Genomic DNA, 13,380 nt, shown 5'->3' with positions numbered 1-13,380 from the left:
CGCCATTTTCCGCGCGGCACCCGTTGGCCGGCCGCGCCGTTTCTTCAGTCGTCGAGCTGCTCGTGCAGCCACGCGCGTTCGGCGCTGCTGGTGGCGCGGGCGATCCGGAGCATGCCGCGGCGGTAGGGGTCGGCGAGCTCGTCGGCGCGCAGCGGGCGCTCGCCTTCGTAGAAGAAGCTCGCCGGTTGTTCGAGGAACTCCAGGCGACGGCGCAGCACCGCGGCGCGGCCGGCCTCGTCGGGGAGCAATGACAGGAAGGCCAGGATCGTGAAGAACCGGCTGCCGTCGGTGATCTCGTGGTCGGCGGGCTCGCGCAGGCGTCGCAGCAGCTCGGCGCGGCCGGCCTCGGTCAGGCTCAGGACGTACCGCTGGGCGGCCGCGGCGCCGGGCTCGACGCGCCGGTCGAGCAGGCTCCGCTTCAGCATGCGGTTGATCGCCGGGTAGAGGCTGCCGTCGCTGACCGGCCTGGTGTAGCCGGACAGCTGGGCGACACGGCGGCGCAGCTCGTAGCCGTGCAGCGGGCCGTCGGCGAGGAAGCCGAGTATCGCGAGTTCCAGCATGCCGCCAGGGTATATCTCGAATCGATGTATTACCGCACCGGTTCTCCGCCGGGCAGGTGGAGGCGGAAAGCGGTGCGGGTCGGCGGTGTAGCGGGCGGCGGCTTGGGCCGCCTTGCGGGCCAGGGCCTGGCGGAGCTCGGCCGGGGCGAGGACTTCGGCGTCGGTGCCGAAGGCCAGGAGCACCTCGGCCGCGGGCAGGGAGCGGAAGTGCAGCTGGACGTGCACCCGCTCCGGTGGCCGGTCGGTCGAGGGAGGGGGGCCGGCCAGGTCGGCCTGGTGGATGCGCAGGAACCTGGCGAGGACGTCCCGGTGGACGCTGACCGTGACGGGCAGCGGAACGGGGATCTCGTCGATGTGGCGGCGCAGGCCGTCCCAGACGTCGGCCAGTTCGAGGCCGTCGCGGCGACGTACGGGCTCGTCGAGGAGGCCGGCCGACAGGGCCCGGTCGGCGCGGAAGAGTGCGGGCTCGCCGCGGTGGTCGGCGACCAGATACCAGACACCGGCCTTGTTGACCAGGCCGTACGGATCGAGCGTGTAGGAGCGGACGCGGTTGTCGCGGCCGTGCCGGTAGCGCAGGCGCAGCCGCCGGTCGTTGAAGACGGCCTGCTGGAGCACGGCCAGGTCGGCGGCGGGGCCGGTGCCGGGGCGGGCCGGTCCGCCGCGCCAGCGTACGGGGTCGATGAGGATGCGGCGGCTGGCCAGGTCGGCGTCCGGCCGGTGCGGGGCGGGCAGTGCGGCCATCAGCTTGCGCAGCGCGGAGCCGAGGGCCTGGCCCAGGCCCAGCTCGGTGTGAGCGTGGTCGGACAGCAGCACGAACAGGGCGCGGGCCTCGTCGGCGGTCATGCCGGTGACGTTGGTGCGGTAGCCGGGCAGCAGCGCGATGCCGCCGTGGGGACCGCGCACGGTGTAGACGGGCACGCCGGCCGCCGACAGCGCCTCGACGTCGCGCATGACGGTGCGGACCGACACCTCCAGCCGCCCGGCCAGGTCACCGGCGGGCAGCTGCCCGTGGGTCTGCAGCAGCAGCATGATCGACAGCAGGCGCTCGGATCTCACATCTTCCAAGGTATATGACGCTACCTGACATATATCTCCGTGAAGATGCAGGTAGACGGGCCGCCCACGAGGGGCGGCACCAAGCGTCCCTGAAAGGAACTGTGCTGTGACCGGAACGAACGCGCTCGCCCAGAAGATCGCCGAGGACTTCGTCCACGCGTGGACCAGCAAGAACGTCGACAAGGCCCTGAGCCTGCTCGCCGACGACGTCGTGTGCGAGGCCCCGACCGGCACGTTCGAGGGAGTGGAGGGCTACCGCGGGTTCCTCGAGCCATTCGCGAACTCGCTGATCAGCGCCGCCGTCATCGACGTCCTGGGCAACGACACGAACGCGGCGACCGTGTACACCACCGACACCCCGCTGCTGAAGGACTTCCGCGGCATCGACTACTTCACCGTCGAGAACGGCAAGATCACGCGCGTGATCAGCATCTTCGACATGCTCCCGATGCACCGGGCCAGAAGCGCCGTCCAGCAGTGACCCTGCCTTGTGGTTACTTCTGTTCCCGGAGCCAGGCGTCGAACGTGGTCGGCGCGATACGGGCGTGCTCGCCCGGCAGCAGCACGTCGCCGGCCATCTCCGGGCCGAACAACCCCGACCACGTCGGCACCAGCTTCACCTCCCGGCCGCGCGCCCGATGCGTACGCCGGGCCATGTCGACGAGGTCCTGCGGCTCGGGCCCGGCGACGTCGGCGTAGCGGCCCCGCGGCTCGCCCACCGCGAGCTCGGCCAGGATGTCGGCCACGTCCGCGGGCGCGATCGGCTGCACGAGCAGGGGCGCGAGCGTGGCCGTGCCGTCCTGCTCGGTCCAGCCGGCCACCATCTCGGCGAAGTCATGGAACTGCGTGGCTGGCACGACCGTCCACGGCACCGGGCCCGCGGCCACCAGTCGTTCCTGCTCCCGCTTGCCGGCGTAGTGCGCGTTGCCCTCGATCCGGCAGACCCCGACGATCGACAGCAGCACATGATGGCGCACGCCGGCGCGTTCCTCGGCGGCGAGCAGGTTGCGGGTGGCTGTCGCGAAGTAGGCCACGGTCTCGTCCCGATCCCCCGCCGGACCGTTGGTGACGTCCACGACGGCCTCGACTCCGGCGAGGGCGTCGTCGAGCCCCTCACCGGTCAGCAGGTCCAGGCCGAGCGAGCGGCTGATGCGTACGACCTCGTGCCCGCCCCGTTCGAGGGCGGCCACGGTCAGGGAACCGATGTTGCCGGTAGCGCCGGCGACGGCGATCCGCATGATGATCACTCCTTGTCTGCGAACACCCAGGACCATATCTCGGACTAAACAGGTCCGCAATATCCGCGATATGCTGGTGGCCGTGAAGCTGCCCGTGAGCACCGAATGGCTTTTGCACTGCGCCACCTCGCTGGCGCAGCTCGAACCGGGGGCCACCGCGTCGGCCGCCCAGCTGGCGGACTACTACGACCTGCCCGCGCCCTACCTCGCCAAGCAGCTCCAGTCGCTCGTCAAGGCGGGCGTGCTGTCGGCGACGACGGGCCCGCGCGGCGGGTTCCGGCTCGCGCGCACGCCCGCGGAGATCACGTTGCTGCAGATCGTGGAGGCGGTGGACGGCGCCTCCGCTCCGTACGAATGCCGCGAGATCCGCCGGCAGGGACGCGGCGCGCTCCCGGCCGAAGAGTGCCGGCAGGCCTGCGTCCTTGCGGCGAAGATGGCCGAGGCGCATCAGGCGTGGCGAGGCAGCCTGGCCGGGATCTCGCTCGCCGATATCCTCGCCGACCTGCCTCCCTGGGCGCCGGCACGCACCCGATCGCTGCTCACCGGCACGAAGGAGGCGCCGGGCACCGGATAGGGCGGCGCTCCGCGTTGACGCTTAACCTTCCCCTCGCAGCGCGTCATGACAGGATCTGTGGGGGACTGCAAGGTTCGGAGGCGCGATGAACAACGAGACGGCCACGTTGCTCTTCGACGTGATCGCCCGTCTGGAGAAGAGCATCCTCGCTCGCGACTCCCCCGCCATCGTCGCCCTCCAAGGCGATCGCCAACTCGTGCTCAGCGACTACGACTACCTTCGCGACCAGCAGTCGGCCACGGACTTCGAGAATCGAGCCGCCACCAAGGCCCAGGAGATCGCCGCGACACGATGGATCTTCGCGGTCCCTCAGGTATGGGTGATCACCCCGGACACGGTCTTCAGCCGAGCCGTCTCGAACCTCCCTCTACGCGAAGGGGAGCAGGAAGCGATCACCTGGATGAGCTTCGACCAGAGCGACGGCGTGGACTACGGGCGCGTCCCGTACACGCGTCGCCCGAACGGCGAGCCGGTGTTCGACGAACCGGAGATGTTCACGGTCGGCGTGCGTCCGGCCGAACGCATGCCGGGCTACACCCTCCTTCAGGGCCTCTTCCCCGACCATGGCGCCGCCGGCTGACGGCGCGGCGGAAGGACGACTTCCGCCGGGCCCTGATCACCGCTCAGTGCGCATGAGGGCCTTGATGTCCTCGAACAGCCGCTCGTGCGCGGCGGCCGCCTCCGCGGAGGTCAGGTCCATGTTCTGGATGAAGCCGTGCTCCAGGCCGGGCTCTTGCCGGTGCGTCACGCGTACGCCGGCCCGCGCCAGCCGTCGGGCGTAGGCGTCGCCTTCGTCGCGCAGGGCGTCGTGCTCGGCGGTCACGATGAGGGTGTCCGGCATGCCGGACAGCTCTGCCGCCAGCAGCGGACTGGCGGGCGCGCGGTCGGCGGGGTCGGGCGTCCACAGCTCGATCGCCCCGGCGAGGAAGTCGGCGTCCAGCGAGTGGCCGGAGCCCTTGCTGACGATGCTGGGCTGGGAGAGCGTCAGGTCGGTGTTGGGGCAGATGAGGATCTGCGCGCCGGGCACCGGCTCGCCGGCGTCGCGCAGCCGCAGGCAGGCCATGGTGGCCAGGTAGCCGCCGGCGCTGTCGCCGGCCACCGCCGCCGGGCGGGCCCAGCGCAGCACCGCCGTCACGTCCTGGACGGCCGCCGGGTAGGGATGCTCGGGTGCGCGGCGGTAGTCGACGGCCAGCACCTCGACGTCGCAGGCGTGGGCGATGCGCCGGCAGGTGCGGTCATGGGTGTCCAGGTCGCCGATGATTAAGGCGCCGCCATGGGCGAACACCATCAGCGGCCGGGCCTGTTCGGAGGGCCGGTAGTGGCGCAGCGGCAGCCCGTCCGGCCCCTGCACGTCTTCCACCTGGGCCAGTGCGGGACCTCGGGGCCGGTCGCCGGCTCGCCGGCGTGAGCCTTCGCGCAGTTCGGACACGTCGGGAACGGTCATGAGGTCTCTTCTCTCCAACAGGGTGTGCGGTGGTCAGCCCTCCGGGTGGACCATGAGTAGCACAGCGCGATTGTGTGCGGAGTGACCGCGGTACAGGTGCGGGCGGGCGGCGTCGAACCGGATGGAATCGCCTTCGGCCAGGTCGGTGGGGGAGTCGGCGGGGCCGGTGGTGACGTGTCCGTGGGTGAGCACGAGGCATTCCTCGACGCCGGGCAGGTGGGCGTCGGAGTGCTGGGTGCTCCCGGCGATGGCGATGTCGTAGACCTCCACGGTGCCGCGCAGCCTGATGCGGTGGAGCAGGCGCGCGCTGACCGCCTCGCCCTCGACCTGCGGCCGCCTGTCGTCGGCGCGTACCACCTCGACCGCCGAGGCGGGCGCTTCCAGCAGCTCACCGAGGGACGCCTGCAGCGCGGTGGCCAGGGCCCACAGGGTGCTCAGGGTGGGATTGCCCTGGCCCTGCTCGATGCCGTGCAGCGTGGTCTTGCTGATGCCGCTGGCCGAGGCCAGGTCGGCCAGCGAGATGCCGGCCGCCGTACGCAGCCGGTGCACGTTCGTCCCCACCACTTGCGTAAGATCCATGCGTATCAGCATAGTGGTATGAACGTACCAATGAAATGGAGGCTGACATGACGGTGACTCGGCTGCGCGACATCCCGGGCATCGGTGTGGACGCCGTCGGCGACGCGGCCGACGCCGCGGGCGACCCGGAGTTCCTGCGGCTGGAGAATCTCGACACCGACCTGCGGCCGCCCGCCGTCGCCATCGCCGCCACGCATGCCGCCGTCGACGACGACGCGGCCAACAGCTATCTGCCGTTCCAGGGGCACCGCTCGCTTCGCGCGGCCGCCGCGGCGCACGTCGGGCGCATCGCCGGGCGCGCCTACGACGCCGACACGGAATGCGTCAGCGTGGCCGGCGGGCTCAACGGCATCCTCAACACGCTGCTGGCCACCGTGGAGCCCGGGCAGGAGGTCGTGCTGTGCGATCCCATCTACGCCGGCCTGGTCAACCGGGTCCGGCTCGCGGGCGGCATCCCCCGCTTCGTCCCCGCCCAGCCCACCGCGGACGGCTGGACCGTCGACGCCGAACGACTCGCCGCCGCCGTCGGACCCGGCACGGCGGCCGTCCTGATGATGGGACCGGCGATGCCGACCGGCCTCGTCCTGGACGAGCGTCACTGGTCCGCCCTCGCCGACGCCTGCGAACGCCACGACGCCTGGCTGATCTACGACGCGGCCATGGAACGCATCCGCTTCGACGGCCGCCCGCCCAGCCACCCGGCGGCCCACGAGGGCCTGGCACGGCGTACCATCACCGTCGGTTCGGCCTCCAAGGAGCTGCGGCTCATCGGCTGGCGCGTCGGCTGGGTGACCGGGCCCGCCGACATCATCGCCGACATCCGCCTGGTCGGCCTGACCAACGTGGTCTGCCAGGTCGGCCTGGCACAGCACGCCGTGGCCGCCGCCCTGGACGCGCCCGACGCCGATGCCGACGTCGCCGCGGCCACCGCCGAATGGCAACGGCGCTGCGAGACGGTCCTGCACCAGCTCGCCGCGTACCCGGTCATCCGGCCGCACGGCGGGTGGTCGCTCCTCATCGACACCAGACCGCTGGAGCTGAGCCCTGCTGAACTGTCGCGGCGCCTGTTCGAGCGGGCGAAGATCGCGGCCACCCACATGGACGGCTGGGGCCCCAGCGGGGGGCACTACCTGCGGCTCGTGTTCGCCAACGAACCCGTCGAACGCCTCACCGGCCTCGGCGACCGCTTCCGCCTGGCCATCGGCTGATATTTGCGCTTATCTTGCTATTGCAATTCTCTTGCAATAGGAGCGTGTCAATGCCCCACCTGGTGCCGGAAGCCGGGCCGCAGCGTGTCCTCGCCGCCTCCAACTTCGTCTACACCCTCGGCAGCGGCCTCTACCTGACCGCCGGGGTGCTGTACTTCACCGAGGGGGTCCACCTCCCGGCGAGCCAGGTGGGCCTGGGGCTCGGCATCGCCGGGATCGTCTCGCTGGCCTTGGGCATCGCCGTCGGCCACCTCGCGGACCGGCACGGCGCACGCGGCGTCTACACGATCACGCTGGTCGTCCAGGCGCTGGCCACGGCCGGTTTCGTGCTGGCCGACAGCTTCTGGCCGTTCCTCCTCGCCGTCTGCGCCGCTACCGGAGCCAAGGCGGCCGGGCTGGCGGCACGCAGTCCGCTCATCAGACACTACGGCGGCGACCGGCCCCAGGAGTTCCGCGCCTACCTCCGCGCCGTCACCAACGTCGGCGTCTCCTTCGGCGCCCTGCTGGCCGGCTGGGCCGTCCAGGCCGACACCCTCATGGCCTACCGACTCCTCGTGGCCGGCAACGCCCTCGCCTTCGCCGCCTCCGCGGCGATCCTGGTCTGCCTGCCGCCGGTCGCGCCCGGACCGGTCGTCCACGGGCCCCGCTGGATCGCCCTGCGGGATCGTCCCTACCTGCTGCTCACCGCGCTCGACGGCATCATGGCCGTCCAGTTCAAGGTGCTCACCGTGGCCATCCCCCTCTGGCTGGTCGGGTTCACCGCCGCGCCGCGCTGGCTCGTCTCGGGCACCATGCTGATCAGCACCGTCATGGTGGTCGCGCTCCAGGTACGGGCCAGCCGCGGCATCGACTCCCCTGCGGCCGGCGGCGGCGCCTACCGCCGGGCCGGCGGCGCCTTCCTCGTCTCCTGCTCGCTGATCCCGTTGGCCGCCGGGCTGCCGGCATGGGGAGCGGCGGCGCTTCTGGTGATCGCGGTGGTGATCCACACGATCGGCGAGCTGTGGCATTCGGCAGCGGGCTTCGAGGTCTCCTTCGCGCTCGCGCCGGAGCACGCCACGGGGCAGTACCTGGGCGCGTTCGGGCTGGGCGCCGGGCTGGCCGAAGGGCTCGGCCCGGCGTTGCTCATCGCGCTCTGCATCACCTGGGGCCGTCCCGGCTGGTACGTCGTCGGAGGGCTGTTCGCCCTGACGGGCCTGACGGCCCCTTTCGCCGTCCGCTGGGCTCAGCGGGAATCGAGAGCCGCAGCCAGTGCGTAACCTCGCCGAGTCTGCCGGCGGCTACGTCTTCTTGGCGACGTGCAGCTCGCACACGCCGTCCGAGCACGACCGCCGCAGCCGTCCCATCGAGACGGTCTGCGCCAGGCCGATCAGCCAGCAGGTCGGACACCCGCGGAAGGCCACGAGCGCCAGCGGCGCCAGCGCCAGGCTGACCGGCCCGATCACCGGGATCAGCGCGAACGAGCCGATCAACGCCCCGAACCCCACCACGCCGCGCGCCAGGTGCCGGGGCAGCGACGCGCTGGCGAACTCGTGCCCGTCAGTCATCGCACGCCCCCTCACCCAGCCGGTGCTGCACGGCCGCGCGGGCGCGGTGCAGGCGCGACTTCATCGCCGCCACGGTCAGGCCCAGCGCGTCGGCGGTCGTCCGGCCGCTGAGGCCCTGGACGTCCCGCATGATCAGCACCTGCCGCTGGTCGGCGGGCAGTGCCGCGATGGCCGCCGCCACCCTCGCCGCCTCCAGCCGCTGGAACACCTCGTCCTCCGCGGACCGGATGGCGGTGCCGTGGAGGGGAGGCGGTGGCCGCAGCGCCAGCCTGGCCCGGCGTACGCATTCGTTGCGGATGATCCGGAACATCCACGACACCAGAGCGCCGGTGGCGCGCAGCGTACCGATCTTGCGGTAGAGGACGATCAACGCCTCCTGCGCCGCGTCCTCGGCGTCCTCCGGCGTGGCGCACAGGTGGCGGGCGAAGCGCCGCACGTGCGGGTGCGCCCCCGACACCAGCGCGGCGATCGACTCGGCGTCGCCGTCCCGGGCCGCCGCGATCAGCGTCTCGTCCGGCCAGGTCATCGTCTCAGCCACGCGTACGCCTCCTCCGCCGCAGCACGACCACGCTACAGGTGCAGATGAGTACGACGGCGACCGCGACGCCCACAGCAACGATCACGACAACCTCTTCCATTCGTCGATGACGGAACGGATATGAGAGGCGCCGAGCCCACCGAAGGATTCACCCGCCACGCGAGGAATGCCGGCCGGTTCGCGCAGCGCCTCCACCGGGCGGGCGTGCCATGCCGGGACCGTCCGGCGAAAAGCCCGGAGCGGCCATCTCCGGTACATCCCGGGAGCGGGTCGAGGGGTCCGGCGATCCTCCGGGAATCTCCGACGTGAGCGTTTCCCCAGCTCACGCTGGGGGTGGTACGTCCTTCACGCAGCGTCAACAACAGCCTGGCAACAACCGTCCCGCCCTGTGGGCGCGACGCCCCATGAGCCTCGCGAGACGGAATAGGCTCATGCGAGCATTCGGGCCGATGCGAAGTTGGGGGATCGGGTGAGCAAGTCGTTCGTGCATCTGCACGTCCACACCGAGTACAGCATGCTGGACGGGGCGGCCAAGTTGAAGCCGCTGTTCAAGGAAGCCGAACGACTGAACATGCCGGCGATCGCCATGAGCGACCACGGCAACATGTTCGGCGCGTACGAGTTCCAGAAGGTCGCGTCGGGCTCACCGGTCAAGCCGATCATCGGCATCGAAGCGTATGTGGCCCCGCACAGCCGGTTCGTGAAGAAGCCGGTGTTCTGGGGGCAGCGGGCCGAGACTGGCGTGGCGGACGGTGAGGGCGGCAAGGACGTCTCCGGCGGCGGCCGGTTCACGCATATGACCATGTGGGCCAAGGACGCGGACGGGCTACGCAACCTGTTCCGGCTGTCGTCCCTGGCGTCGTTCGAGGGCTACTACTCCAAGCCGCGCATGGATCAGGACCTGATCTCGCAGCACGCGTCCGGGATCATCGCCACGACCGGCTGCCCGTCCGGCGCGGTGCAGACCCGGATCCGGCTGGGCCAGTACGACGAAGCCGTCAAGGTCGCCGGCGAGTACCAGGAGATCTTCGGCAAGGAGAACTACTTCCTGGAACTCATGGACCACGGCATCAGCATCGAGCGGGAGGTTCGGGACGACCTGCTCAGGTTGGCCAAGCAGCTCAACATCCCGCTGCTGGTCACCAACGACTCCCACTACGTGACCGAGGACCAGGCCGACGCCCACGACAGCCTCCTGTGCGTCGGCGTGGGCAAGAACAAGGACGACCCGAACCGGTTCCGGTTCAACGGATCCGGCTACTATCTCAAGCCCGCCGACGAGATGTACGCCCTGTTCCCGGAACTGCCCGAGGCATGTGACAACACGCTGCTCGTGGCCGAGATGATCGGCGACTACGGCGACGTGTTCGCCCAGGTGGACCGGATGCCCGACTATCCGGACGTGCCCGAGGGGGAGACCCAGGAGTCGTGGCTGCGTAAGGAGTGCGAGCGAGGCCTGGAGATGCGGTACGGCACCCCGGTTCCGGCCGAGGTGATGGAGCGGTACGAGACCGAGATGAAGGTCATCGGTCCGATGGGGTTCTCCTCGTACTTCCTCGTCGTGGCCGACATCTGCAAGTACGCCCGTGACAACGGCATCCCGGTCGGCCCCGGCCGTGGATCGGCGACCGGCTCGATCGTGGCGTACGCCACCCGCATCACCGAACTCGACCCGCTGGAGCACGGCCTGCTGTTCGAGCGGTTCCTCAACCCTGAGCGGATCAACCCGCCCGACGTCGACCTCGACTTCGACGACCGCCAGCGCGATCGCATGGTGGCCTACGTCACCCAGAAGTACGGCAGCGAGTTCACCGCGCAGGTCAATACGTTCGGCACGATCAAGGCCAAGGCCGCCGTCAAGGACTCGAGCAGGATTCTCGGCTATCCGTTCGCGATGGGCGACAAGATCACCAAGGCGATGCCGCCGGATGTCATGGGCAAGGGCGTCCCCCTCGCGGACATGTTCAACGAGGACCACCCCCGCTACAACGAGGGCACCGAGCTTCGCGCCCTGTACGAGAACGACCCCGACGTCAAGAAGGTCATCGACACCGGCCGCGGCATCGAAGGGCTGATCCGGGGCACCGGCGTGCACGCCGCCGCGGTCATCCTGTCCTCGACCCCGCTGCTGGACCTCATCCCCATGCACATGCGGGACAAGGACGGCGTGGTCATCACAGGATTCGACTACCCGTCCTGTGAGGACATGGGTCTGGTCAAGATGGACTTCCTGGGACTGCGGAACCTGGGTATCATCGACCATGCCATCAAGATCATCAAGCAGAACCGGGGCGTCGAACTCGACACCCTGACGATGCCGCTCGACGACACCAAGACCTACCAGCTCCTGGCCCGCGGCGACACGCTCGGCGTGTTCCAGCTCGACGGCGGCCCCATGCGGTCGCTGCTGAAGCTGATGGAACCGACCCGGTTCGAGGACATCGCCGCCGTGCTCGCCCTGTACCGGCCGGGCCCGATGGCGGCCAACGCGCACACCAACTACGCCCACCGCAAGAACGGCCGCCAGGACATCGAGCCGATCCACCCGGAGCTCAAGGAGGCGCTCGAACCCATCCTCGGCCCCACCTTCCACCTGCTCGTCTACCAGGAGCAGATCATGGCCGTCGCCCGCGAGCTGGCCGGCTACTCCCTCGGTGGCGCCGACCTGCTGCGCCGCGCCATGGGCAAGAAGAAGCCCGAGATCCTGGCCAAGGAGTTCGCCAACTTCCAGGCCGGCATGCGCGGCAACGGCTACAGCGACGAGGCGATCCAGGCGCTGTGGGACGTCATGCTGCCCTTCTCCGGGTACGCGTTCAACAAGTCCCACACCGCCGGATACGGCCTCGTCGCCTACTGGACCGCCTACCTGAAGGCCAACTACCCCGCCGAGTACATGGCCGCCCTGCTCACGTCGGTGGGCGACGACAAGGACAAGGCGGCCGTCTACCTGGCCGAGTGCCGCAAGATGGGCATCCAGGTGCTCCCGCCCGACGTCAACGACTCCCAGCTCGACTTCGTCGCCGTCGGAGACACCCAGGTCCGGTTCGGGATGGGCGCGGTCCGCAACGTCGGCGAGAACGTCGTCGACGGGATCGTCAAGGCCCGCACCGAGAAGGGCCGCTTCACCGACTTCAACGACTTCCTCGGCAAGGTGCCGCTCACCGCCTGCAACAAGCGCGTCATCGAATCACTGATCAAGGCGGGCGCGTACGACTCGCTCGAACATCCGCGCAAGGGCCTGCTCATGGTTCACGAGCAGGCCGTCGATTCCGTCATCGACATCAAGAAGAACGAGGCGCACGGCCAGGACTCGCTGTTCGGCGGGATGGACGACACGGGCGACGACACGGCGTTCACGATCGCCATCCCTGAAGGTGAGTGGGACAAGAAGACCAAGCTCGACTTCGAGCGGGAGATGCTCGGCCTGTACGTGTCCGACCACCCGCTGGCCGGCACCGAACGCCTCCTGGCCAGGAACCGGGACACCACGATCGCCGACCTGCTGGACAGCGGCCGCGACGACCGCGGTGACGTCCAGGTGTCCGGCCTGGTCACCAAGGTGGATCGGCGGGTGAACAAAGCAGGCAACACGTGGGCCATCCTCACGGTCGAGGACATGGACGCCGCCGTCGAATGCCTGTTCTTCCCCCGTACCTACGAGCTGTACGGGCCGGAACTGCGGCCGGACATCGTGGTGTCGGTCAAGGGCCAGATCAACAACCGGGACGGCGCCATCTCGGTCTTCGCCCAGGAGATGACCCTCATCGACATATCCGGCGTCAACAGCGAGTCCGGCGCCCCGATCACGCTTCTCCTGCGGGAAGAGCGCATCACCGCGACCCTGCTGGACGAATTGCGTCAGGTGCTGAAGATGCACCAGGGTCGCGTACCGCTGCACATCAACCTGCGGCGGCCGGCGGGCAAGGTCATGGTGATGTCGCTACCGGAGTGGCCGGTCAATGCCGAACCGAGTTTCGCCGCCGACATCAAGGCGCTGCTCGGGCCGGAAGCACTGTCGCTCTGAACCGGCGGATCGAGGTCATCAGCTCCGACGACGCGCCGGAGTGCCCCCACTGCGACCGAGCGGGGTTGCTGTACGCCCGCGTGCCGAACGGCTGGTACAACGCCGCCGGCGCGCGGGTGGAGGGCTACACCGGGGTGGTGCTGTGCTCGGACTGCGGCGCGCAGGATCTGCACGCCGCTCCGCTGATCTCGTGGTTCCACGTCAACGGCGAGGCGAACGACGAGGATCGCGAGTTCGTGCGCCTGTTCATCGCGTGGGCGACCAACGTGTTCGTGCCGATGCTGAATGAGCAGGCGCTGGAGGACGAGATCGAGCAGTGGCGGCGCGACCCCGCAGCCTCATCGACGACCCCCATCGGCTGAGCTCTTCGTCTGCTGACCGGGCTCGCCGGTCAGGGGTGGCGCGCCTGCCGTACCCCTTGGGCGCCCATCGGTCGGCCGGCAACTCCACACCGTCGGCCATCGGCACACGCAGGTCGCGCTGGACGACGACATCCCCGCGTCAGCGGGGGCGGAAGCTTCACCATCCGAGGGTGGTTTGGGCTCCCGTACGGATCTGGCGGGACCAGTAGTTCTACAGAAGGCGCCCGTAGCCGGTGACGGCATGCTTTGAGGC

13 protein-coding genes are annotated in these 13,380 nt (G+C 69.9%); 7 read left to right on the top strand and 6 right to left on the bottom strand.

The window, feature by feature from the left end; all coding sequences use genetic code 11:
• Window positions 1-44 precede the first annotated feature (44 nt).
• Window positions 45-1,616, bottom strand: coding sequence for a WYL domain-containing protein (locus ACFKCF_RS16925; RefSeq protein WP_394494572.1), 1,572 nt, complete (start codon window positions 1,614-1,616; stop codon window positions 45-47).
• 106 nt (window positions 1,617-1,722) lie between these two features.
• Here ACFKCF_RS16925 and ACFKCF_RS16920 point away from each other — a divergent pair, with 106 nt between their 5' ends.
• Window positions 1,723-2,097 (top strand): nuclear transport factor 2 family protein, encoded by a 375-nt coding sequence (locus tag ACFKCF_RS16920; protein ID WP_394494571.1) that lies wholly within the window; start codon window positions 1,723-1,725, stop codon window positions 2,095-2,097.
• 13 nt (window positions 2,098-2,110) lie between these two features.
• Here ACFKCF_RS16920 and ACFKCF_RS16915 read toward each other — a convergent pair whose 3' ends face one another.
• Window positions 2,111-2,854 (bottom strand): SDR family oxidoreductase, encoded by a 744-nt coding sequence (locus ACFKCF_RS16915; RefSeq protein WP_394494570.1) that lies wholly within the window; start codon window positions 2,852-2,854, stop codon window positions 2,111-2,113.
• A gap of 82 nt (window positions 2,855-2,936) precedes the next feature.
• On the opposite strand from ACFKCF_RS16915, the gene ACFKCF_RS16910 reads away from it, so the two are divergent.
• Together ACFKCF_RS16910 and ACFKCF_RS16905 are read left to right on the top strand one after the other, a co-directional pair.
• Entirely contained in the window at window positions 2,937-3,428 is a 492-nt protein-coding gene (locus ACFKCF_RS16910) for an RrF2 family transcriptional regulator (protein WP_394494568.1), read from the top strand.
• Window positions 3,429-3,513: 85 nt separating this feature from the next.
• Window positions 3,514-4,008: a hypothetical protein gene (locus tag ACFKCF_RS16905; RefSeq protein ID WP_394494566.1), complete on the top strand. Its 495-nt coding sequence runs from the start codon at window positions 3,514-3,516 to the stop codon at window positions 4,006-4,008.
• Window positions 4,009-4,044: 36 nt separating this feature from the next.
• Here the strand turns inward: ACFKCF_RS16905 and ACFKCF_RS16900 are convergent, their stop codons facing one another.
• Complete coding sequence (locus ACFKCF_RS16900; RefSeq protein ID WP_394494565.1) at window positions 4,045-4,872, bottom strand: alpha/beta hydrolase; 828 nt, start codon at window positions 4,870-4,872, stop codon at window positions 4,045-4,047.
• Window positions 4,873-4,905: 33 nt separating this feature from the next.
• Window positions 4,906-5,451 (bottom strand): helix-turn-helix domain-containing protein, encoded by a 546-nt coding sequence (locus ACFKCF_RS16895; RefSeq protein WP_394494564.1) that lies wholly within the window; start codon window positions 5,449-5,451, stop codon window positions 4,906-4,908.
• Window positions 5,452-5,498: 47 nt separating this feature from the next.
• Here ACFKCF_RS16895 and ACFKCF_RS16890 point away from each other — a divergent pair, with 47 nt between their 5' ends.
• Together ACFKCF_RS16890 and ACFKCF_RS16885 are read left to right on the top strand one after the other, a co-directional pair.
• A complete protein-coding gene (locus ACFKCF_RS16890) occupies window positions 5,499-6,659 on the top strand; it encodes a pyridoxal phosphate-dependent aminotransferase (protein ID WP_394494562.1) in 1,161 nt (386 codons plus the stop codon).
• 50 nt (window positions 6,660-6,709) lie between these two features.
• Complete coding sequence (locus ACFKCF_RS16885; RefSeq protein ID WP_394495099.1) at window positions 6,710-7,915, top strand: MFS transporter; 1,206 nt, start codon at window positions 6,710-6,712, stop codon at window positions 7,913-7,915.
• A 21-nt stretch (window positions 7,916-7,936) separates the two neighbouring features.
• Here the strand turns inward: ACFKCF_RS16885 and ACFKCF_RS16880 are convergent, their stop codons facing one another.
• Window positions 7,937-8,203: a hypothetical protein gene (locus ACFKCF_RS16880; RefSeq protein WP_394494560.1), complete on the bottom strand. Its 267-nt coding sequence runs from the start codon at window positions 8,201-8,203 to the stop codon at window positions 7,937-7,939.
• Window positions 8,196-8,741 carry an RNA polymerase sigma factor gene (locus tag ACFKCF_RS16875; RefSeq protein ID WP_394494558.1) on the bottom strand — a complete coding sequence of 182 codons (546 nt, stop codon included), beginning with the start codon at window positions 8,739-8,741 and terminating at the stop codon, window positions 8,196-8,198. Before ACFKCF_RS16875 ends, ACFKCF_RS16880 begins: the two co-directional genes overlap by 8 nt.
• A gap of 469 nt (window positions 8,742-9,210) precedes the next feature.
• Between ACFKCF_RS16875 and dnaE the strand changes: the two genes are divergently transcribed.
• Both dnaE and ACFKCF_RS16865 read left to right on the top strand, forming a co-directional pair.
• Window positions 9,211-12,765 carry a DNA polymerase III subunit alpha gene (dnaE, locus tag ACFKCF_RS16870; protein ID WP_394494556.1) on the top strand — a complete coding sequence of 1,185 codons (3,555 nt, stop codon included), beginning with the start codon at window positions 9,211-9,213 and terminating at the stop codon, window positions 12,763-12,765.
• On the top strand, window positions 12,690-13,127 hold the full coding sequence (locus ACFKCF_RS16865; protein ID WP_394494554.1) for a DUF6300 family protein: 438 nt from the start codon (window positions 12,690-12,692) through the stop codon (window positions 13,125-13,127). The genes dnaE and ACFKCF_RS16865 overlap by 76 nt, the downstream gene beginning before the upstream one ends.
• Window positions 13,128-13,380 lie beyond the last annotated feature (253 nt).

The organism is Nonomuraea sp. JJY05, from assembly GCF_043496855.1.
Taxonomy (GTDB): domain Bacteria; phylum Actinomycetota; class Actinomycetes; order Streptosporangiales; family Streptosporangiaceae; genus Nonomuraea.
The sequence above is the reverse complement of the archived record's forward strand: the minus strand, read 5'-3'. Positions and strand labels throughout refer to the sequence as shown.

Coding starts and splice junctions, on each gene's coding strand:
- ACFKCF_RS16880 (WP_394494560.1), bottom strand. CDS start 8,203: ATGACTGACGGGCACGAGTTCGCCAGCGCGTCGCTGCCCCGGCACCTG.
- ACFKCF_RS16895 (WP_394494564.1), bottom strand. CDS start 5,451: ATGGATCTTACGCAAGTGGTGGGGACGAACGTGCACCGGCTGCGTACG.
- ACFKCF_RS16900 (WP_394494565.1), bottom strand. CDS start 4,872: ATGACCGTTCCCGACGTGTCCGAACTGCGCGAAGGCTCACGCCGGCGA.
- ACFKCF_RS16890 (WP_394494562.1), top strand. CDS start 5,499: ATGACGGTGACTCGGCTGCGCGACATCCCGGGCATCGGTGTGGACGCC.
- ACFKCF_RS16915 (WP_394494570.1), bottom strand. CDS start 2,854: ATGCGGATCGCCGTCGCCGGCGCTACCGGCAACATCGGTTCCCTGACC.
- ACFKCF_RS16885 (WP_394495099.1), top strand. CDS start 6,710: ATGCCCCACCTGGTGCCGGAAGCCGGGCCGCAGCGTGTCCTCGCCGCC.
- ACFKCF_RS16905 (WP_394494566.1), top strand. CDS start 3,514: ATGAACAACGAGACGGCCACGTTGCTCTTCGACGTGATCGCCCGTCTG.